Consider the following 19,195-nt stretch of genomic DNA (forward strand, 5'->3'; position numbering starts at 1 on the left):
GGGCAGGCCGCCGCGTCGAGTGGATCACCTTCGGCACCCGGGCGACCGGAACCCTATCCAAAAGGATATGAGCCCACGAATCTTCCCGCCGGGCCCGCACCGGAGAGGTACCGGCCCGCGGAGCCCGCTGTCGACGACGGCGGGCGGCGGTGGGTTGTGCCCGATCCGCCGGCGGCGCACTCGGCACGTATAGCGGCGCCCCCGGCGGCGAGCGCGCAGGGGGCCCATTACGCGGGCCTGCCGCCTGAGCCCGCGAATCCGGAGTGGGACATACCGGAGGCCGAAGCGCCGGCATTGCTTCCGGCCGGGGGTCACGCGCTGCTCGGCCTGTGTCTCGGCATGGCTGTGCTGCTCGCCGTGGGGTTCTTCTACCTCGGGCGGACGACCGATACCGACCAGGCCGCCGCCCCGAACGGGGCCATCGCCGCCTCGACCATGGCACCCCGCGAGAGCGAGGCGCCGACTGCGAAATCTCCCGATGTCGGGGTTGGTTTCGTATGGGGGAAGGTGCTGACCAACGACGGCACCACCCTCACTGTGAAGAGCGAGATCAGCTACTCCGAGGTCGTGGTGCACACCGACGACCACACCAAGGTCTACGTGCTGATCGCCACCACCATCGAGGCAATCGCCGAGGGCGCCCCGATCATCGTCTACGGCCGGAAGCACGCCGACGGCTCGATCTTCGCCGACACCATCACCGGCGTATCACTGCGGGCGCTCGGAACGCTCTAGCCGGGGCGCGGGCGGCCGGAACCGCGGCGAATCCGTGGCCCTGAGGGCGGTTTCCCAGGGCAGCGGCCACTAATCGACCGCAATTCGAGAACAATCGACGATATGGCCAATACGAGCACGCGGACGCTGCGCCTGCTGTCGCTGCTGCAGACCCACAAATACTGGCCCGGCACCGAGCTGGCGCAGCGGCTGGGAGTTTCGCCGCGGACCCTGCGGCGCGATATCGACCGGCTGCGCGACCTGGGGTATCCGGTGGAAGCGCAACGCGGTGTCGACGGCGGCTACCAGCTCGCCGCGGGGGCGGCGCTGCCGCCGCTGATGGTCGACGACGACGAAGCCGTAGCACTCGTGGTCGGGCTGCAGTTCGCGATGCAGGGCATGGTGGAGGGCGTTGCGGAGTCCTCGGTGCGCGCGTTGGCGAAGGTGGTGCAGGTGATGCCGCCCCGGCTGCGCAAGCGGGTGGAGGCGATCCGGGCCATGACGGTGCCCGCGGACTGGGAGGGCGGCCGTTCCGCTGCCGCCCTCGATCTGTCGGCGCTCGCCGCGGTGGCCCTGACCTGCCGAGACAGTGAGCGGTTGCGTTTCACCTACACCGCCGCCGACGGCCGCCGCAGTGAACGGCACGTCGAACCGCACCGCCTGGTCGCGCTGGGCCGGCGCTGGTATCTGGTGGCGTTCGACCTGACCCGCCACGATTGGCGCAGCTTCCGGGTCGACCGGCTCACCGACCCGGCAGGCGACGGAGCACGTTTCCGCCCCCGGGAACTGCCCACCGCGGATGCCGCGGAGTTCGTCCGTTCCGGCGTGGACAATATGCCGCATCTGTATCGGATCGAAGCGCTGGTCGAAGCCCCGGCGGAGTCGGTCCGGCAGCGTCTCGGACGCTGGGGCAGTGTCGAGGCGATCGACGCGGGCCGCTGCCGGATCGCCATGACCACCGACTCGCTGGACTGGCCCGCCCTGACACTGGGATCGCTCGATGCCGAGTTCCAGGTGCTGGAACCCCCGGAACTGGTCGAACACATCCGGGTCTGGGGCGAACGTTTCCGTCGTGCCACTCGGCGACCCGCCGCGCCGTGAGCGGCCCGGCGGAGATCAGTCGGTGCCGGTATGCCGGACCGCCCGCAGCCGGCGGGACGGCTGCCCGTCGGCCCGCGGCGCGGTGACTCCCGCGGCGACCTCGCCGTTGCGCAGCGCGTCCACGAATTCCGTGGTGGCGGTGGCCAACAGCTCCGGATGGGAGAACGGCATCCAGTGCCCGGCCGGTACATCGCGGCGCCACAACCGCGAGACCCACCGGCCCGTATCGTCGTAACCGGCGGGCCGCACCGCGATATCGCGACCGGCGACGATGAGCTGGACCGGTACGTCGGTGGTCCGTTCGCGCGGGTTCAGCAGGTGCGCGAGGATATTCGCCCGGTAGATGAGCAGACCGTCGACCATATCCCGCTTCAGTGTCGGGGCGAAGAAGATCGTCGAGGGTGCGGTGTCGTTCATGAGCTGGATGATCCGGCGCCAGCGGTGCTCGGTGGCGAGCAGGCCGAACGCCAGCCGCGGCAGACCGGGTGTCATGAAGAACCCGGTATAGGCTGAGGACAGCAACTGGGTGAACGGCTGCCAGATATTGCGCGGGCTGGGCCGGCCGAGCCGGTCGCGTACCCATTTGCCCAGGTGGTCGAGGTTGGGGCCGGAGACCGAGGTGAACGAGGCGATGCGCCCGGCCGCCCGCGGCTCGCAGACCGCCTCCCAGACCTGGACCGACCCCCAGTCGTGCGCGAGGACGTGGACCGGCCGGTCGGGGCCGACCGCGTCGGCGACCGCGAAAAAGTCCGCGGCCAGTTCCGCGAGCCGGAAATCGGCGACCCGGCCGGTGCGGGTCGAGGCCCCGTGACCGCGGGTGTCGTAGGCCACCACGTGGAAACGCGCGGCCAGCAGTGGGATCACCCCGTGCCAGAGGTGGCTGGTATCGGGCCAGCCGTGTACCAGCACCACGGTTTCGGCGGCGGGGTCACCGTATTCGTAGACCGCGAGGTCGAAGGTGCCGCTGCGCACCGTGCGCCGGGTCGCGATGGGTTCGTTGCCGGATTCGGTCACGCTTTACTCCTCGGTGCTCACGGGATCTAGAGGTCGAGTACCAGACGGTCACCCGCACAGCGCGATACGCACGCCAGCAGATCACCGGCGGCACGCTCGGCCGGGGTCAGGACGGAATCGCGGTGGTCGGGTGCACCGGCCAGGACCCGTACCCGGCAGGTACGGCAGAAACCCTGGCGGCACGAATACGGCTGGTCGGGACGGTGCGCCAGCAGTACGTCCAGGGCGGACCGGTCGGCCGGGACAGCGAGTACCTCACCGCTACGGGCCAATTCGATCTCGAACGGCACACCGTCCACGATCGGCGGTGCCGAGAACCGTTCGGAATGCAGTTCCACACCGGAGATCCCGCGCAGGGCCGTGGCGACCGCGCCGACCATCGGTGCCGGACCGCAGCAGTACACCGCGGTACCCCGGCGCACGCCGTCCACCAGTTCGGCGCCGGTCGGCAGCCCGGACCGGTCGTCGGTGCGCACGGTGACCCGGCCGCCGAAGCGCTCGACTTCGTCGAGGAAGGGCAGGGTCTCGCGGGCACGTCCGGTGTACACCGCGGTCCAGTCGATGCCGAGGGAATCGGCCAGTCGGATCATGGGCAGGATCGGGGTGATACCGATACCTCCGACCACGAAACGCAGCCGGGTGGCCGGAGATCCGTGGCCCGGTACCGCGAACGGGAACGCATTACGCGGGCCCCGCACCGTCATCGCGGACCCGACGGTCAACGCCCGGTGCACCTCCGCGGAGCCTCCGCCGCCGCCGGGGATGCGCCGGACCGCGATGCGGTAGGTGCGGGTATCGGCCGGGTCCCCGCACAGCGAGTACTGGCGCAGCCGCCCGGAGGGCAGTTCCACGTCCAGATGTGCGCCCGGCCGCCATCTCGGCAGGTCCCGGCCGTCGGCCGCGGCCAGCCGCAGACTCACCACCTCGTTGTCGTGCGCGCGGATCCGCCGCTCGACGACGCGGACACCGATCCGCCCGTCGTCCGCGCGCGGGGTCGGCTCGCGCCGATTGGTGAGGGCGGTCCAGCGCATGCGGGCGTCCACCACGGCGTCGAGCAGGCGCAGGGTCCGGTCGCGGCGCGGTCTGCCGTACAGATCGGCCGGCAGCGGAAGCGACGTCCCCGGATGGGGGTCGGCGAGGGTCACGAGGCCGCCCGGGCGGCCGGGGACTGCGCCAGATAGGCGATCGCCTGCGCGGTGGACCCGACCGATTCCGGGCTGTACCCCGGCCGGAACGTCGACAGCGCACTGATCAGCAGAGCGGGAACACCGGGCAGCGCACCACGCCGCATCGCGCCGAAGATCCGCAGCAGTAGCCGCGGATAGCCCAGATCGGGCAGGGACGGGTCCCGGCGCACCAGGTATTTCGTGCCGCGCACCAGCAGTACCAGGAACGACGGGAAGACCAGCAGCATCAGTGCGCCGCGCCGGAAATAGCCCACGCCGAAGTATTCGGCGACATCGTGGGCCACATTGCGGTGTTCCACTTCTTCGGCGCCGTGCCAGCGGTACAGATCGAGCATGCGCGGGTCGGCGTCGAACTGTTCCAGATCGCTGTTGAGCACCCAATCGCCGAGGAACGCGAAGAAGTGTTCCAGCGAGGCGATGACTCCGAGCCGGTCGACCAGTTGCTGCCGCCCGGCCCGCGTCCCGGTGCTCTGCCGGGGGCCGACGGTCTTGCGGAAGAGGTATTCCGCCTGCCGCAGGAACGGCCGCGGATCGATACCGTTGGCGGTGAGCAGCATGTCGTGGGAGCCGGCGTGGGTTTCGGCGTGCATCGATTCCTGGCCGATGAAGCCGAGCATGTCCTCGCGCAGTTTCTCGTCCCGCACGAACGGGAGGGCCGCGCCGAAAGTGGTCAGGAAGTTGCGTTCGCCTTCGGGCAGCAGGAGGTTGAGCGAGTTCATCACGTGGGAGGCGATGGGTTCGGCGGCCATCCAGTGCAGCGGGATCTCGGCCCAGTCGAAGCGGACATCGCGTGCGTGCAATGCGACGTCTCCCGGATCGGTCGCCCGGGTGGGGGCGGCATTGCCGAACAGCCTCATCGATCCTCCTCGATCGTCACCGGTACCAGCGGCGACGCGTCGCGGCGGGCGGTTCACCGGCACCTGTGATGATACACATTAGTGGGACGATGAGTTACAGAAAAGACGGGTAACAGGAATTCTTGCGCGGTCGGTTCGGCGGCTCCCAGTCCGCGACCAGGTTCAGCAGGCCCGGGAACCTCGCGTCGAAATCTTCGACGCGCACCGCATCGCGGCGCTCCAGGCCGTGCTGTCACTGCCGGATCAATCCGGCCGCACGGTGTACCCGCCAGTGGTGGGTACACGTCCTGACCGCCGACCACACGGCGGATATCGACCACGGCAGTGCCGCGCGTATCCGCCGGTGTCGCCGCGGCCGTCCGGGTGAGCGAGTCACTCGGAGCCGGGAAACGATCCGCCGAAAGAAAAGACCCGCAGGTCGGTGACCTGCGGGCCTTCCGTGGAGCTGCCGGGAATCGAACCCGGGTCCTCCGCCGCTTCATCAAGGCTTCTCCGTGTGCAGTTCGCTGTGCCTCTACTCGGATCTCCCGGTCTCGCGAACAAGCCGGGATGACGATCCCAGTCGCTGTTAGATGTCCCGCACTACTCCGCGACCGAGTCGCGCGGTGAGCCCTCTAGCTGATGCCGGCACCGAAGCCGAGGGCGAACCTCGGGCCGACAGAGACGCTATCGCTTAGGCAGCGAGAGCGTACTCGCGCTGATTGGAATCGGCGCTTAATTGGTTGCAACGACGCTTACGGTGGTCTCTTGCCTGCACCGACACGCTTCCCCTGAATCTACGTACGCAGTCGAAACCGTTCAGCCCCGTACGTCCCGGCACCTTGCCGGGCTAGTCATGTTAACACCTGACCCACCGTGGTTCATTCCCTTTTCCCGGCGCCGCCGGGGCTGCTCAGCTCATCCCCTTGATGCGGCGGCCGAGCTCGCGGGTGACCTCGCGCTCGGCGGTTCGCCGGGCCAGATCCTGCCGTTTGTCGTAGTCCTGCTTACCCTTGGCGAGGGCGAGTTCCACCTTCACCTTCCCGTCGGAGAAGTACATCGACAGCGGGACAAGGGTTTGATTGCCCTCGCGCGATTTGCCGACCAGGCGTTCGATCTCCCGTTTGTGCAGTAGCAATTTCCGGACCCGGCGCGGGGCGTGGTTGGTCCAGGTGCCGTGGCTGAACTCGGGGATGTGCAGACCCCGCAGCCACACTTCGCCGTTGTCCACGGTCGCGAAGGCGTCCACCAGTGAGGCCTTGCTCTCACGCAGACTCTTGACCTCGGTACCGACCAGCGCGATCCCGGCCTCGTAGGTGTCCAGGATCGTGTAGTTGTGCCGTGCCCGGCGGTTGGTCGCGATGACCTTGCGCCCGTTCTCCTTCATAACGACAACCTTAAGCGGCCGCGCCAACCGGATTATTCCCGGCCGCTGGTCAGCCGGGTTGCAGGATCAGATACAGAACGAACACGGCGGCGAAGCCGAGGACCAGCAGGACGGTGGAGATCCGGGGCCGGCCGGCGGGCTGCGGCCGGACTCGACGATCGAGCCAGCTGCTCTCCACCGCCGGGTCCGCGCTCCGGCTCCGCGGTGGACCGTCTGCCGGTTCGCCGGGGGAGCCACCCCCGTCTCCGCCGATGGAGTCGTCGGACCCGTCCCCGGATACCATGCTCGCAGACTAGCCGTGCGGGCAGATATTCGCGGGCGGGGCACGCGAATTCGGGTGGCCGAGCTTATCTGAGGATCCGTAGCGTGATGCCGAGGCCGATGAGAATGCTGGCGGTGGCGACCAGTGCGGTCGCGAAGGATTGGGTGAGAGCGGCGATACTGGTGCTGAAAATGAGGCACGTGGCGAGGGCCAGCAGTGCGGTGCCCCATTCCATACCGGCGATCCGGGTGGGTCGGTTACGCAGTGCTGTCATATCTTCCGTATACCCGGCGGCGTGGGTTACCAAACCGTGACTCCCGTATTCGCTCGGAATATGGTATCCGTCCCGCGGGTCTGCCGGACGGGGAATGCGGTGGCGAGCCATGGCAGAACCTCCGTTTCGGTGGCGGTGTGGATGTGTTCACAGTAACGGAGAAATCTCCTCCTGGATACCACTCAGCAAATCGAGAGATTGCCATCACGGCGAGGCCATCGACATCGTGTAATCGTGCGATGAGCTCGTGATCTTTCCGGTAAAGATGCCTGTTAAAAGACCTGTGGTCGGTTTATGGCCGATTATCGCGACCGGAAGATTTCTCGGGGTTCAGAAGCCGAAGAGAAATGCAGCAAACTGCTTGCTAATAATTAACTGTAGTCTGTTCGAAGACCGTCGCATCCCTTGCGCGGTGCGGGCCTCCTAAGCTCGTGGCATGTGCAATCCAACCCCTCGGGTGGCGCTGCCCCGCGCGGCGCGCGGCGGGCCGGAGGCGGGGCGGTGACCGACTGGTACGCCCGCACCGGCCGGATCGCCGCACTGACCGGCGCCGGAATCTCCACCGACAGCGGAATCCCCGACTTTCGCGGGCCGCGCGGGGTCTGGACCGAAGATCCCATCGCCGAACTGCTGTCGACCTACGACCACTACCTGGCCGATCCGGCGCTGCGCGAGAAATCCTGGCTAGCCCGCCGGGACAATCCCGCGTGGGCGGCCGAACCGAACGGCGCCCACCGCGCCCTGGTGGATCTCGAACGAGCGGGGCGGGCGCTCACCATCGTCACCCAGAACATCGACAGGCTGCATCAGCGTGCCGGATCCGCCCCGCAGCGGGTGGTGGAGATCCACGGCAACATGTTCGACGTGGTCTGTGTGCAGTGCGACTACACCGCCACCATGGCCGCCACGCTGGAGCGGGTGGCGAACGGCGAAGCGGACCCGCCCTGCCCGAAATGTGCGGGAGTCCTCAAGGCCGATGTCATCATGTTCGGCCAGGCCCTCGATCACCGCACCCTGATCAAAGCGACGCTGGCCGCCGAGACGGCCGAGATCTTCCTGGTGGTCGGTACCTCGTTGCAGGTGGAGCCGGCGGCCTCACTGTGCGGGCGCGCGGTATCGGCCGGCGCCGATCTCATCATCGTCAATGCCGAACCCACACCCTACGATGCGCTCGCGACCGAGGTTGTGCGCGAACCGATCGGCACCGCGCTACCCGAATTGGTCGACCGCATCCTCGGTCGCTGACACCGGGCCGAGGACTCGGTCCAGGTAGGCGTTGGCGAACCGGCCGTCGGGGTCGTAGTGGCGGCGCACCGCCGCGAACCGGTCCCAGTCGGGGTAGCGGCCGCGCAGTGTCTCCGCTGTCTGATAGTGGCGTTTGCCCCAGTGCGGGCGGCCGTCGTAGCGGTCGAAAACCGCTTCGCACGCGCGGAAGAACGGCTCATGGTCCATGCCCTGGTACTGGTGCACCGCGATATAGCAGGTGGCGCGCCCGCCCGCGGGTGAGAGGAACGCGTCGTCACCCGCCACCCAGCGCACCTCGATCGGCATCGGGCTGTCGAAACCCCGCGCTGTCTCCCTGATCTCCCGGATCGCCGCGATCGAATGCTCGCGCGGGATCGCGTATTCCATTTCGGTGAAGCGGAACAGCCTGGGGCTGGTGAAGACCCGGTAGGACCGATCGACCTGGCGGCGGTAGCTGCCCGCGTAGGCGGCCCCGCGCTGGATCCACGGAATGAGCCCGGGCCGGCGGCGGGCGAGCCGGCACAGCGCGTCGAAGGCGTGGTTGGACAGCAGGATATCGGCGAACCAGTCCACCGGTTCGGGTCGCGGCGCGGCGGGGAGATCGACGCGGTTGTTGCGCTTGGTCATGGCGATCGGGCTGTGCGCGAACATGTAGAACTCGAAATGGTCGTTGCCATCGATATAGGAGTCCAGGTCGGCCAGTACCTCGTCGACCGGGACCGGACGTTCGACGCCTTCGAGGACGAACGAGGGGACGAGTTTCAGGGTGAACGCGGTCACCACGCCCAGGGCGCCCAGTCCGACCCGGGCGGCGCGCCAGGCCCGCGGGTCGGACTCCTCGGTCAGTTCGACGATATGGCCGTCGGCGGTCATCAGTTCCACCGCGTGCAGGGCGGCGGAGATATTGGGCAGCCGGCCGCCGGTGCCGTGGGTACCGGTGGCGGTGGCGCCCGCGATGGTCTGGGCATCGATATCGCCCAGATTGGGAAACGCCAGGCCGTACTCGTCGAGCCGGGCGTTGAGTGCCGCCAGGGTAGTCCCCGCCTGCACCCGGGCCAGCCCGGTCGCCGGGTCCGCCTCGAGGACGCGGTTCATCCGGGACAGGTCGAGCAGGACGCCGTCGGTGAGGCAGGTGTCGGTGAACGAGTGACCCGAGCCCGCGACGCGGACCCGGTGCCCGGCCTCGGCCGCACGCGCGAGTTCGGCGGACAGTTCCGCCTGATCGCGCGGCGCGCACAGGCGAGCCGGTGTGCACTGCTGATCACCGGCCCAGTTCACCCATAACTTGGTCACGCGTCCAACTCTAAGGGAAGAGTGCGGTCGATGGGGAAGAAGCGCGGAGAAATCGACCCGCGGGGTCGGCGTCGGCGGATCGGCATCGGATCCGATTCGGCGGCCTTGGCCTGCTGGTTGGCGAATCTCCGGTAGACGGTCCCCACCCCGGCCCCGGCGGACTCGGGACCACTTGCGAGGCCGCGTATTCGGCGGTTCCCCCGCGGCCGGCCCCCTTCTCCCGATAGGACAGTAGTTGCTGGTCACCGGCATCGAGGTCCATCTCGGACCCGCCGTCCGGTCGCCGGTGAGCGGCGGGGTTCACCACCCTTTTCCGGCCACCCCGGCCGGGTTCGTACACTGCTCGGACCGGTAGCCGCCGGTGTGGGGGCCGCGCCGAATGGTGGTGTGCCGATCCTGCTGTCGTCGCGGCCCGGCCCGGCCGCCCGCGAGATGGCCGGAAGGCACGGCGTGGCAACGCAGTACGGCACGAGCTGAACGCAGTACGGTACGAGCGAGAGGGGTCGGGTCATGATGGTGTCGGGAAGGTCCGGAGCACCGGACGCGGCCGCGGGGCCGTTCCGGTGATCACGATGACCAGCCGCGTGCGGCCGACCACGAAGGGAGACCCGAGCATGGCCCACAATCGAGCCGGACGGCCCGCCCGCCCCGGCGATCTGGTGGATGTTCCGGGGCTGGTGACCGCGTACTACAGCCGGGTGCCCGACCCGGCCGAACCCACTCAGCGGGTGATCTTCGGTACTTCCGGGCACCGCGGTTCGAGTCTGGACGGCACCTTCAACGAGGCGCATATCCTGGCCATCACCCAGGCCGTCGTCGAATACCGGGCGACCCGGGGCATCGCCGGCCCGGTCTATCTCGCCCGCGACACCCACGCGCTGTCCGAACCCGCGTGGACCACGGTCCTGGAAGTGCTGGCCGGCAACGATATCGGCGCCGTGGTCGATTCCCGCGGCCGCTACACTCCGACCCCCGCACTGAGTCATGCGGTGGTACGCCACAATCGGAACGGCGCCCGGGCCCAGGCCGACGGCATCGTGGTGACCCCGTCCCACAACCCGCCGCGCGACGGCGGCATCAAATACAACCCCCCGCACGGCGGCCCGGCCGATACCGGCGCCACCGACAGCATCGCCGAGCGCGCCAACGAACTGCTGCGCGGCGGGCTGGCCGAGGTGAAGCGCGCTCCGCTCACCCGGGCGATGGACTCGGTGCAGCGCTACGACTACCTCGACCACTACATCGCCGACCTACCCGCGGTACTGAACCTCGACGCCGTCCGCGGCGCCGGGATCCGGCTCGGCGCCGACCCCATGGGCGGTGCCAGCGTCGACTACTGGGAGGAGATCGGGCAGCGCTACGACCTCGATCTGGAAGTGGTGAATCCGAGCGTGGATCCCACCTGGCGGTTCATGACGCTCGACAGCGACGGTCAGATCCGGATGGATCCCTCGTCCCCGCACGCCATGGCCTCGCTGGTGGCGATCCGCGACGACTACGACATCTCCACCGGCAACGACGCCGACGCCGACCGACACGGCATCGTCACTCCCGACGGCGGCCTGATGAACCCGAACCACTTCCTCGCGGTGGCCATCGAATACCTGGTCGCCAACCGACGGGGCTGGGACGCGCTCACCAAGATCGGCAAAACCGCGGTCACCTCCTCGATGATCGACCGGGTGGTGAGTGTGCTGGGCCGCGACGTGTACGAGGTGCCGGTCGGGTTCAAATGGTTCGTCCCGGGACTGTTCAGCGGCAGTCTCGCGTTCGGCGGTGAGGAGAGCGCGGGCGCGTCGTTCCTCCGGATGGACGGCACCGTGTGGACCACCGAGAAGGACGGCATCCTGCTGGCTCTGCTGGCCGCCGAGATGGCCGCGGTCACCGGGCAGAGCCCCTCGACCCGCTACCACGAACTGGAACGCCGCTACGGCAGCCCCGCCTACGCCCGGATCGATGCTCCCGCCGACCCCGCGCAGAAGAAACTGCTCGCCGGTCTCAGCCCCGAGCAGGTGACCGGCGACGAGATCGCGGGCGAACCCGTCACCGAGATCGCCACCCGGGCCCGGGGCAACGGCGCCGCGCTGGGCGGACTCAAGGTGAGCACCGAGAACGCCTGGTTCGCCGCGCGGCCGTCGGGCACCGAGAACAAGTACAAGATCTACGCCGAGTCCTTCCACGGCGCCGAACACCTCGCGCGGGTGCAGGAGGCGGCCCGGGAGATGGTCGGGCGGGTTCTGGCCGACGGGTAGCGGCCCGGCCTCGGTGAACCCCACGCCGGCGCGGGAATTGTCGGGTCCACCGCGGCGTTGACTGCCGGGGTGAGTGGTGAGGCCCTGGCAGATGATCGACCCGGATCCGGGAATGCGCACGGAACGGGCGGACGGGTCGGGGTGCGAAGGCCGGGACTCCGGCGTCTGCTCACGGCTCGCCGGCCCCCGAACACCTCGGGCAAGCCCCCGCTACCCAGCGAGATATGGGTGCTGGTCGGCGCCGCCTTCTGTATCGCCATGGGGTTCGGCCTGGTGTCCCCGGTGCTGCCGCAGTTCGCGCTCAGCTTCGGGGTGGGCGTGGCGGCCGCGTCCGCCATCGTGAGCGCCTTCGCCGCCATGCGGCTGCTGTTCGCGCCGGTCAGCGGCCGGCTCGTGCAACTGCTGGGGGAGCGGCGGATCTATCTGGTCGGCCTGCTCATCGTGGCGATCTCCACCGGTGCGAGCGCCTTCGCGCAGACCTACTGGCAGCTGATGGTGTTGCGCTCGCTGGGCGGGGTCGGGTCCACCATGTTCACCGTCTCGTCGATGGCGCTGGTGATCCGGCTCTCCCCGCCGACCGAACGGGGACGGGTCACCGGGCTGTGGTCCACCTGTTTTCTCATCGGCGGCCTGTCCGGCCCGCTGATCGGTGGCGCGCTGGCCGGCTTCGGTCTGCGCGCCCCGTTCCTCATCTACGCCGTGGCGCTGCTGCTCGCCGTCGCGGTCGTCTACTTCAACCTGCGCGATTCTCATATCGCCGAATCCGATACCGGCCGTGATATCGCCACCGTCAGTTTCCGGCAGGGGCTCGCGCGTCCCGAGTACCGGGCGGCACTGTTCTCCAATTTCGCGAGCGGAGCCGCGGTGTTCGGGGTCCGCATGGCGCTCGTCCCACTGCTGGTGGTCGAAGTGCTGGGTCAGTCGTCCGGGATGGCCGGTGTCGCGCTCACCGTGTTCGCGGCCGGTAACGCGACGGTGCTGTTCTTCTCCGGACGGCTGTCCGACCGCTACGGCCGCCGCCCGCTGCTGATCTCCGGCGCGCTGGTGTGCGCGGTCGGCACCACCGGCCTCGGCCTGGCGCCCACCTTCACCTGGCTCCTGGTCACCTCGTTCGTCGCCGGTATCGGGTCCGGTCTGTTCACTCCGGCCCAACAGGCCGCCGTCGGCGATATCATCGGCAACCGCGCCCGCGGCGGCACCATGCTCGCCGGATTCCAGATGTCCCAGGACCTGGGGACGGTCCTGGGGCCCATCGTGGTCGGCGCGATCGCGCAGCGGCTGTCCTATGGTGCCGGTCTCGCCGTCACCGGGTCGCTGCTCGCGATCGCCGCCGTGGCCTGGCTGATCGTGCCCGAACCGATGGACCGTGCCCCCGCCACCGCGGAGCCGGACAGTGCCGCCGCGAGTCCCGGTGGTTCCGTACCCGGGACCGCGGACGACAATGCCGGCATCACGGAGACGACCGCGGGCTTCCCGGGCTCCGCGGGTCTCGGAAGCCGCTCGGAAAACCGCCCCTGACCCGCGCCCACGGGATTCGCACGTGACCGGTTCGCCCGGATGCGGCAGAGTGGTCGCGTGAGCAACTCGCCGTCCGACTACACGCCGCGGCCGATGTCCAACCGGACCACCTACGCCCTCGGCGCGTTGGCCCTGGTCCTGATCGCGCTGATCGTCGTCTTCGCCTACCGCTGGGGTAGTCGCGAGGAAGCCCAGGTGCGCAACGGCGGCTACGGTTCGGTGCGCAACGACGCGGTGACCGCCGCCCTGCAGAGCGACGGTGGTGTCCGGCTCGGCACCCCGGAGGCGCCCAAGACGATCGAGATCTACGAGGACCCGATGTGCCCGTCCTGCGGCACCCTGGAAACCCTCTACGGACAGGAACTCGCGCAGAATCTGGACGAGGGCAAACTCGCCATCCGCTACCGGTTCGTCAATTTCCTCGACCCCAAATCCTCCAGCGGCGACTACTCCACGCGCGCGATCGCCGCCCTCCAGTGTGTAGCGGATACCGGTTCCGGCGTCACCTACTCGAAGTTTCACGAGACGCTGTTCACCACCCGCCAACCGGACGAGGGCTCCGAGCTCAGCGACGACGAACTGCTCACCATCGCGACCGAATCCGGCGCCACCGAACCCGCCCGCGAATGCATCACCTCCGGCGCTCGCCGCGGTCAGGTGGCCGATCAGGCCGCCGCCACCCTCGACGACCTGACGGCGGCCCTCGACGGCGCCGCGGCCACCCCCAGTGTGTTCGATGTCGCTACCAAGATCGACGTCAACGAACCGGACTGGGTCCAGCAGCTGGCGCCGTGACCTCGGCGTTCACCCGGAATCCAGGCGATTTGGTTCCTGGTGTCCGGGTGGTGTAACTTCGTTCAGGCAGCCGGGGAACCGGCGGCAACTATCCGGGGCTATGGCGCAGCTGGTAGCGCACCACACTGGCAGTGTGGGGGTCAGGGGTTCGAGTCCCCTTAGCTCCACCAAGGGTTATGCATTATTGGCATGATGAAATAACCCGGATTTACGACACGAACTACGACAACGGGCTATTCCGCATATCCGGCAGATCCGTCGTGAGAGTCCCTGAACAGGGGATTCAGCTCGTCGACAGCCTTGCGTTGCACTTGCTCGATCACCTCTGTGTATGTGTTTATCGTCACGCCGATCGAGCTGTGCCGGAGGATCCGCTGAACCGTCGCTGCATCCACGCCCATGGTGAACAACAGGGTGGCGCAGGAGTGCCGCAGATCGTGCACCCGTAGGCGCGGGAGCCCGGCCTGCTCACACAGACGCGCGAACATGCGGTTGACGTTGCGGGGCTCGATGGGGCCGCCGACCGCGGTGGTGAACACCAGCCCGGAGTCGCGCCACTCGTCGCCGGCGGCGAACCGCTGCTCGCCCTGGATGCGCTGGTGCTCGCGCAAGATTGGAACCAGAGGCGACGGTAGCGGCAGTGTGGTGTTGGAGCCGTCGGTCTTGACCGGGGTGAGCTGCAGACGCCCATCGACGCGTTGCAGAGCCTGTCGGATTGTGATCCGCCCACCGGCCAGATCCACGTCGTCCCAGGCCAGGCCCAGTGCTTCCCCGCGCCGCAACCCGAGAGCCAGCGCCACGGCCCACAAGGCGTGCAGGCGGTGTTCTGCGGCGGCGGCCAGGAAGTGGATGGCCTCGGCCCGGGTGAACCGGCGGCCCGCAGACTTGGCTCCGCCGGAGACGTGCACCGATCGGGCCACGTTGCGGGCGAGGACCTCGTCGTCGACCGCGTCTTGCAGCGCGGCCCGCAGCACCCGCAGGACGTGCCGGATCGAGCTGATCGATAGCACATCACCGCAGCAATCGGCGCTCTGTTTGGCGCAGCAGCGGGGTTTGCGGCGGGCGGCGTCCTTGCCCTGGGCGCAGCACTGGCACCGCGTCCGCAGGCCGTTGATGAAGGTGCGGACATGCTGCGCGCTCAGTGCTTTGAGTTTGCGCTTCCCCAGGGCGGGCGCGATGTGCAGGCGGATATCGCCTCGGTAGGTGGCGTAGGTGGTGCGGCGGATCGACGGTCCGACGACCTCCTCGAGCCAGTAGGACATGTACTCTGCGACGGTCATCGTGGTGATCTCCACCGGGATACCTTGGCGTTCCATCTCCTTGAGACGGGTGCGTTCGGCATCGGCCTCTTCCCAGGTGGCGCCGTAGATGCTGATGCGTTTACGGGTGCCGTCGGCGGCGTTGACGAACAGCTTCAGCTCGTAAAGGCCGTCGGCGCGGACACTGATGTTGCCGGAGCCGTTCGGGTTCTTCCGGCGGCGGGCCGGGTTATTTTTGGACATTATTGTTCCCTTTCGATCAGATCGGCGAGGTAGGCGTCGAATGAGGCACGGACGATCCGGCGCGAGCGACCGACTGTGACCGAGTGCAGCTTGTTCGACCAGATCAGCTGATAGATGCTGTAGCGGGAGACTCGCAGGGCGTCTGCGGCTTCCTGGACGGTCATGAACGGATGCTCGGTCATCGCGGACCGCCTACCGAGCTCGTCCGGGCTACGCCCTGCCGAATGTCCCTGGTGGTGAATGGATTCCACGACTGTGGGTGTCCCGGCATCGCGGCGGGCGATGCTATGTGCACCGGCCGAGGCTGCGGCGCAGCCAGTGGCCGGATGAGGCCGTCACCGTAGTGGGCGAGACGGAGGACACTGCGAGCGCCGTCGATCGGACCGACCGTCACGGAGCGGGTCTCGCGGCGGCATCGAGCAACTCGATACCAGGGATGGCCACCGGCTCCGCGGAGCCTGTGGGTAGAAGGAATCAGGATCGTTTGCATGCGGCAGCCGCCTTTGCGTGCTGTCCACTGACCTGTCCCGACTCCATGAAAGCCCGAACCGTGGTACCGACGTGACACCCCGATACGCACCTTGCGGCGAATCCCCTGCGGCGGTGATGCCGTCATCGCAGGTCACACTCCATGCGCGCGGCTCCGGCAATTCGGGCAGAATTTTCGGCGACACGGCGTGTCGTGTGAGGGTCACGGGTCGACGTCTGGTGGTGGCGCAGGCCGGTGGCGGCGGCTCAGTCCCCGATGCAGGGCCTTCTCTTACTTGCTGGCCGGTTCAAGCCGCGTCGATTGCTGCCAGCGCGAACTCGCACATTACCGGCTCCCCGTGATGCCGGCTCTCACACGTGATCGCCCCTAACCTGCGGTCCGGCATCGTCAACCGATGCCGCGACTCTGCCTCGAGCTCATCGATCCGGGAACCGGTGATCGCCTCGTAGTGCTCGAGCTGCCCGGCGTTGTCCTCCAGCGGCGGCAGCGCCGCCGCCCGCCACATTCGGAAGTACAAGCCCACCGATTCGGTGTTCAACGGGGCCCGCATCGACGCCTCTGACAACGCCGCCAACACTTCTGCCGCCGTCCCCGGCTGTGTCGGTTTGCCGGCCGCGAGCCGATCGAGGATTTCTCGGCAGTGTGCCCGGAACAGCAGCTCGTACTCCACGCGCTGATGAGTGGGCTGCAGCAGCGAGAATCCGTGCCACACCTGCGTTGCCTGTTCAGGGTGGCGTTTCTGTGCCGCCTGGATCTCTTCCTCGGCCCAGTCGATGCGTTCGAACACCTCCCCCAGCCAGCCCAGCGTTTCCTCCAGCCCCGGCAGCAGCTTGTCCATCGACGACAGAGCAGAGGCCATCTTGTTTTTCATCAGGGTTTTGCCCTTCCATCAGGGGAGGGCGAGCACCGTAATACGTTGCCCGCCTTCGCTTTTCATATTGAAATTCCCCAACAGCGGTGGCCTGCGGCCTTCCCCGGCGTGCACGACATCGGCCCTGCCACAAACTCGTCGCGTGATGGCCCTGGGTGGGATTGATTCGCTCCTTGCAGACCGCACATGACCTTGATCAGGCCGGATCGGGACAGGCTTGCCGCTGTCTCGTGCGTCACCGCGCCCGGGGTCACGTGGGAGGTAAGGGCCATTTGGTCCCGGCCGCGCGGTGTTCACGCAGCGATGCAGTGGGCGGTGACCGCACCCGATCCACGTACACCGCAGGAGCCGGCCATCAGTCGGTGCTCGGTCGCCACCGGGTCGCCGTGGCGCTGCAGGTCCATCGCCGTCAACCCTCGATGAGAGGGAGTTGCGTTCTGTGACGGTGGCGCCTACATCTGAGGAGTTGATCGTGCGCTGCGACGAGTCGCTCCTGCCAGGGGGTCGCGGCCGCGTCCTGCGCCGATGACGTTATGCGACAGCACTTCCGGCGAACCCTTTGCCACGCTCGGGTTCACAAGCGCCGACGGCCGATCCGTCGGCCGCCTACCATCGGTGGTGGTCAGCTGGATCGATCGCGGAACAACCCGAAATAGCCACGGGAGCGCGGCTTCGTCAAGATACGCCCGGCTAGAACCGATGCCGAAAACAGACTGTTGGTGGCTGGCCCAAGCCTGGAGAATCGAATTCCGTTGTGCAAGTGGGAGGCCGGCTTGTTGTGAAGTTGCCGAGGGCGTGGGATTGTCGGCCGACGCAGGTAGACCGGGTACGGTCGAAGTCAGTTAGAATTCTCGTGGCACCGGCGCAATAGTGCGATCGAGGAATTGCGTCCATGCTGATATGCGGGGCCTGGGGGGGAGCGGCAAGCGGACAAATCGGTCGGTGTTCTATGGGTAGCCTGAACGGCCTGCCGCCTGGCCGAGTATCGCCTCATGAGCGGGAATCCGATCGATCAGCCCTGATGTGAGGCCTGATCGGCCGATGCCGGTCGGGACCGACTCGGATCGTGAAGCCCGGTGAGGGTTAACTGATCGATGGCTGTGTTTCCCTGGGAGTGTGCCGGGCCCGGTAGCGGCGGAGCGGCGGGCTCGACACGCCAGTTCGTGGTAGTGGACCGTGTGGTGTCGGATCCGGTTGCAGCGACGATCGACACCACGGCGCGGCGTAGATGGGCGCGTCCTGTCGCATCGTGCATGGAGGTGTCCGGTGCGTTAGTGCAGAGATGCGAGGCGGGGAATCAGATCGAGCGTGCGCGGCAGTCCGCCACCCCGGCTGAAAGTGTTGTGCCCCAGGCAGTGACTCTTGAGGCCTGGGGCACAACGACAGTCGGTGACGGTCAGGTGGTCGCCGGTCCCGGGTGGGGGATGGGCAGAAGGGTGATCAGCCAGACGTGGTCGATGATGTGGACTTTGCTCATGGTCATGGCGAACGAGAGCGGTTCGCCGGTTTCGGGGTGGCGCCGGTACAACAGGTCGTCCGGGGATCGGCCGTCGGCGACGTCGATGGTCGATCTCCATCGGTCGGTGAAGTCGTCGTGGTGACTGAGTTGCTGCAGCAGCGCGTGTGTTTGGGCGCTGGTGCGGTAGCGGCCGGTCAGCACTTTGGTGATGGCGACGGTTTGCGCGGCTTCCCTGTCGCGATCCGGTGCGGAATGCGCCGCGGCCTCCCCGAAGATCCAGGACAGCACCGAATCGGCTTTCCCCAGTCCGGGCCATGCGGTGTGGAAAAGATCGTTGCAGGCCAAGACGTGGTGCAGTGGGCCCACATAGGCGCCAGGCACTTTGCTGGCGGTGAGGTGGTCGATGTGGTGTATCAGGCTGGGGTGGCCCCGCAGCTGGCGGGTGAGATGATCGATGTCCGGCAGGTCTTGCGCGGGTCGGCGCAGTTCGTGCAGGTACTGCGACTGCATGTTGTCGAGTTCGTAGGCGTCGATCAGCCGATCCAATGTCTCGCTGGTCGGTATGCGGATATCGTGCTCGATATCGAACAGATAGGACTGGCTAACGCCATGGATATCGTAGGCGTTGCTACGACTGAGCTTGCGTGCTTTGCGAATGGTGAGACACATAGCACCTAACGTGGGTGGAACGATTCGTAGCGTCCGTGTGGACGCCTGTGGACGTGCGGGATTCCGAGGCAACGCGGAAACCCCCCCTTCTCGCGACTCCGTCACCAGTGTGCGGAGTCGCGGTTGACTTTCTCCCCGAGTCGATTTAGTTCCTACCAGAGACTGTATACACCGGCAAGAGGGTTTGGGACGAATCGTTCGCGGTGAGATAGCCATTTCCTGTCGGGGTGCCTGCCTCGGCAGTGCCAATCCGCATGTCACTTGGAAATTATATTTTCCTCAAGTTGTGGAGATTTTTCCTGAAACCGCAGGATTTCGGGCAGATC

At 67.5% G+C, this 19,195-nt stretch carries 17 protein-coding genes, 1 tRNA gene and 1 other RNA gene; 7 read left to right on the forward strand and 12 right to left on the reverse strand.

Going from position 1 to position 19,195, the window contains the following annotated elements; translation table 11 throughout:
* Positions 1 to 156 precede the first annotated feature (156 nt).
* The gene (locus tag AB0H42_RS23055) at positions 157 to 735 is read left to right on the forward strand and encodes a hypothetical protein (protein ID WP_357058910.1); all 579 of its coding nucleotides are present in this window, start codon (positions 157 to 159) and stop codon (positions 733 to 735) included.
* Between the two features lie 102 nt (positions 736 to 837).
* Entirely contained in the window at positions 838 to 1,815 is a 978-nt protein-coding gene (locus AB0H42_RS23060) for a YafY family protein (protein ID WP_357058913.1), read from the forward strand.
* Between the two features lie 15 nt (positions 1,816 to 1,830).
* On the opposite strand, the gene AB0H42_RS23065 is transcribed toward AB0H42_RS23060, so the two are convergent.
* The 7 genes from AB0H42_RS23065 to AB0H42_RS23095 all read right to left on the reverse strand — a co-directional run bounded on the left by AB0H42_RS23065 (position 1,831) and on the right by AB0H42_RS23095 (position 6,775).
* Positions 1,831 to 2,829, reverse strand: a complete 999-nt coding sequence (locus tag AB0H42_RS23065) for an alpha/beta fold hydrolase (RefSeq protein ID WP_357058915.1) — start codon at positions 2,827 to 2,829, stop codon at positions 1,831 to 1,833.
* 26 nt (positions 2,830 to 2,855) lie between these two features.
* Positions 2,856 to 3,860 carry a PDR/VanB family oxidoreductase gene (locus tag AB0H42_RS23070; protein WP_357059033.1) on the reverse strand — a complete coding sequence of 335 codons (1,005 nt, stop codon included), beginning with the start codon at positions 3,858 to 3,860 and terminating at the stop codon, positions 2,856 to 2,858.
* A gap of 110 nt (positions 3,861 to 3,970) precedes the next feature.
* A complete protein-coding gene (locus tag AB0H42_RS23075) occupies positions 3,971 to 4,873 on the reverse strand; it encodes a metal-dependent hydrolase (protein ID WP_357058918.1) in 903 nt (300 codons plus the stop codon).
* Between the two features lie 437 nt (positions 4,874 to 5,310).
* Positions 5,311 to 5,679: a transfer-messenger RNA gene (gene ssrA, locus AB0H42_RS23080) on the reverse strand.
* Positions 5,680 to 5,765: 86 nt separating this feature from the next.
* Positions 5,766 to 6,239, reverse strand: a complete 474-nt coding sequence (gene smpB, locus AB0H42_RS23085; RefSeq protein ID WP_357058921.1) for an SsrA-binding protein SmpB — start codon at positions 6,237 to 6,239, stop codon at positions 5,766 to 5,768.
* A 49-nt stretch (positions 6,240 to 6,288) separates the two neighbouring features.
* On the reverse strand, positions 6,289 to 6,522 hold the full coding sequence (locus tag AB0H42_RS23090) for a hypothetical protein (protein ID WP_357058924.1): 234 nt from the start codon (positions 6,520 to 6,522) through the stop codon (positions 6,289 to 6,291).
* 64 nt (positions 6,523 to 6,586) lie between these two features.
* On the reverse strand, positions 6,587 to 6,775 hold the full coding sequence (locus tag AB0H42_RS23095; RefSeq protein ID WP_357058927.1) for a hypothetical protein: 189 nt from the start codon (positions 6,773 to 6,775) through the stop codon (positions 6,587 to 6,589).
* Between the two features lie 501 nt (positions 6,776 to 7,276).
* Here AB0H42_RS23095 and AB0H42_RS23100 point away from each other — a divergent pair.
* Positions 7,277 to 8,020, forward strand: a complete 744-nt coding sequence (locus AB0H42_RS23100) for a Sir2 family NAD-dependent protein deacetylase (protein ID WP_357058930.1) — start codon at positions 7,277 to 7,279, stop codon at positions 8,018 to 8,020.
* Here AB0H42_RS23100 and AB0H42_RS23105 read toward each other — a convergent pair.
* On the reverse strand, positions 7,985 to 9,313 hold the full coding sequence (locus tag AB0H42_RS23105) for a D-arabinono-1,4-lactone oxidase (protein ID WP_357058933.1): 1,329 nt from the start codon (positions 9,311 to 9,313) through the stop codon (positions 7,985 to 7,987). The genes AB0H42_RS23100 and AB0H42_RS23105 overlap by 36 nt on opposite strands.
* 614 nt (positions 9,314 to 9,927) lie before the next feature.
* On the opposite strand from AB0H42_RS23105, the gene pgm reads away from it, so the two are divergent.
* The 4 genes from pgm (at position 9,928) to AB0H42_RS23125 (ending at position 14,048) form a co-directional block, all read left to right on the forward strand.
* Positions 9,928 to 11,565, forward strand: a complete 1,638-nt coding sequence (gene pgm / locus AB0H42_RS23110) for a phosphoglucomutase (alpha-D-glucose-1,6-bisphosphate-dependent) (protein ID WP_357058936.1) — start codon at positions 9,928 to 9,930, stop codon at positions 11,563 to 11,565.
* Positions 11,566 to 11,730: 165 nt separating this feature from the next.
* Positions 11,731 to 13,083: an MFS transporter gene (locus AB0H42_RS23115; protein ID WP_357059036.1), complete on the forward strand. Its 1,353-nt coding sequence runs from the start codon at positions 11,731 to 11,733 to the stop codon at positions 13,081 to 13,083.
* 57 nt (positions 13,084 to 13,140) lie between these two features.
* Positions 13,141 to 13,878, forward strand: coding sequence for a thioredoxin domain-containing protein (locus AB0H42_RS23120; protein WP_357058939.1), 738 nt, complete (start codon positions 13,141 to 13,143; stop codon positions 13,876 to 13,878).
* A gap of 94 nt (positions 13,879 to 13,972) precedes the next feature.
* A tRNA-Ala gene (locus AB0H42_RS23125) sits at positions 13,973 to 14,048 on the forward strand.
* A gap of 63 nt (positions 14,049 to 14,111) precedes the next feature.
* Here the strand turns inward: AB0H42_RS23125 and AB0H42_RS23130 are convergent.
* From AB0H42_RS23130 to AB0H42_RS23145, 4 genes are all read right to left on the reverse strand, one after another.
* On the reverse strand, positions 14,112 to 15,380 hold the full coding sequence (locus AB0H42_RS23130) for a site-specific integrase (protein WP_357058942.1): 1,269 nt from the start codon (positions 15,378 to 15,380) through the stop codon (positions 14,112 to 14,114).
* Positions 15,380 to 15,562 (reverse strand): helix-turn-helix domain-containing protein, encoded by a 183-nt coding sequence (locus AB0H42_RS23135; RefSeq protein WP_357058945.1) that lies wholly within the window; start codon positions 15,560 to 15,562, stop codon positions 15,380 to 15,382. Before AB0H42_RS23135 ends, AB0H42_RS23130 begins: the two co-directional genes overlap by 1 nt.
* A 594-nt stretch (positions 15,563 to 16,156) precedes the next feature.
* Positions 16,157 to 16,741 (reverse strand): hypothetical protein, encoded by a 585-nt coding sequence (locus AB0H42_RS23140; protein ID WP_357058948.1) that lies wholly within the window; start codon positions 16,739 to 16,741, stop codon positions 16,157 to 16,159.
* A gap of 1,396 nt (positions 16,742 to 18,137) precedes the next feature.
* On the reverse strand, positions 18,138 to 18,869 hold the full coding sequence (locus tag AB0H42_RS23145) for a helix-turn-helix domain-containing protein (RefSeq protein ID WP_357058951.1): 732 nt from the start codon (positions 18,867 to 18,869) through the stop codon (positions 18,138 to 18,140).
* Between the last annotated feature and the right edge of the window lie 326 nt (positions 18,870 to 19,195).

The sequence above is a fragment of the Nocardia sp. NPDC050799 genome, assembly GCF_040654015.1.
Taxonomy (GTDB): Bacteria; Actinomycetota; Actinomycetes; order Mycobacteriales; family Mycobacteriaceae; genus Nocardia.

What these genes read in the sequence shown, in the direction of transcription:
- AB0H42_RS23075 (WP_357058918.1), bottom strand. Translation starts at nt 4,873, where the DNA reads ATGAGGCTGTTCGGCAATGCCGCCCCCACCCGGGCGACCGATCCGGGA.
- AB0H42_RS23140 (WP_357058948.1), bottom strand. Translation starts at nt 16,741, where the DNA reads ATGAAAAACAAGATGGCCTCTGCTCTGTCGTCGATGGACAAGCTGCTG.
- AB0H42_RS23135 (WP_357058945.1), bottom strand. Translation starts at nt 15,562, where the DNA reads ATGACCGAGCATCCGTTCATGACCGTCCAGGAAGCCGCAGACGCCCTG.
- AB0H42_RS23095 (WP_357058927.1), bottom strand. Translation starts at nt 6,775, where the DNA reads ATGACAGCACTGCGTAACCGACCCACCCGGATCGCCGGTATGGAATGG.
- AB0H42_RS23145 (WP_357058951.1), bottom strand. Translation starts at nt 18,869, where the DNA reads ATGTGTCTCACCATTCGCAAAGCACGCAAGCTCAGTCGTAGCAACGCC.
- pgm (WP_357058936.1), top strand. Translation starts at nt 9,928, where the DNA reads ATGGCCCACAATCGAGCCGGACGGCCCGCCCGCCCCGGCGATCTGGTG.
- AB0H42_RS23090 (WP_357058924.1), bottom strand. Translation starts at nt 6,522, where the DNA reads ATGGTATCCGGGGACGGGTCCGACGACTCCATCGGCGGAGACGGGGGT.
- AB0H42_RS23070 (WP_357059033.1), bottom strand. Translation starts at nt 3,860, where the DNA reads ATGCGCTGGACCGCCCTCACCAATCGGCGCGAGCCGACCCCGCGCGCG.
- AB0H42_RS23130 (WP_357058942.1), bottom strand. Translation starts at nt 15,380, where the DNA reads ATGTCCAAAAATAACCCGGCCCGCCGCCGGAAGAACCCGAACGGCTCC.
- smpB (WP_357058921.1), bottom strand. Translation starts at nt 6,239, where the DNA reads ATGAAGGAGAACGGGCGCAAGGTCATCGCGACCAACCGCCGGGCACGG.
- AB0H42_RS23060 (WP_357058913.1), top strand. Translation starts at nt 838, where the DNA reads ATGGCCAATACGAGCACGCGGACGCTGCGCCTGCTGTCGCTGCTGCAG.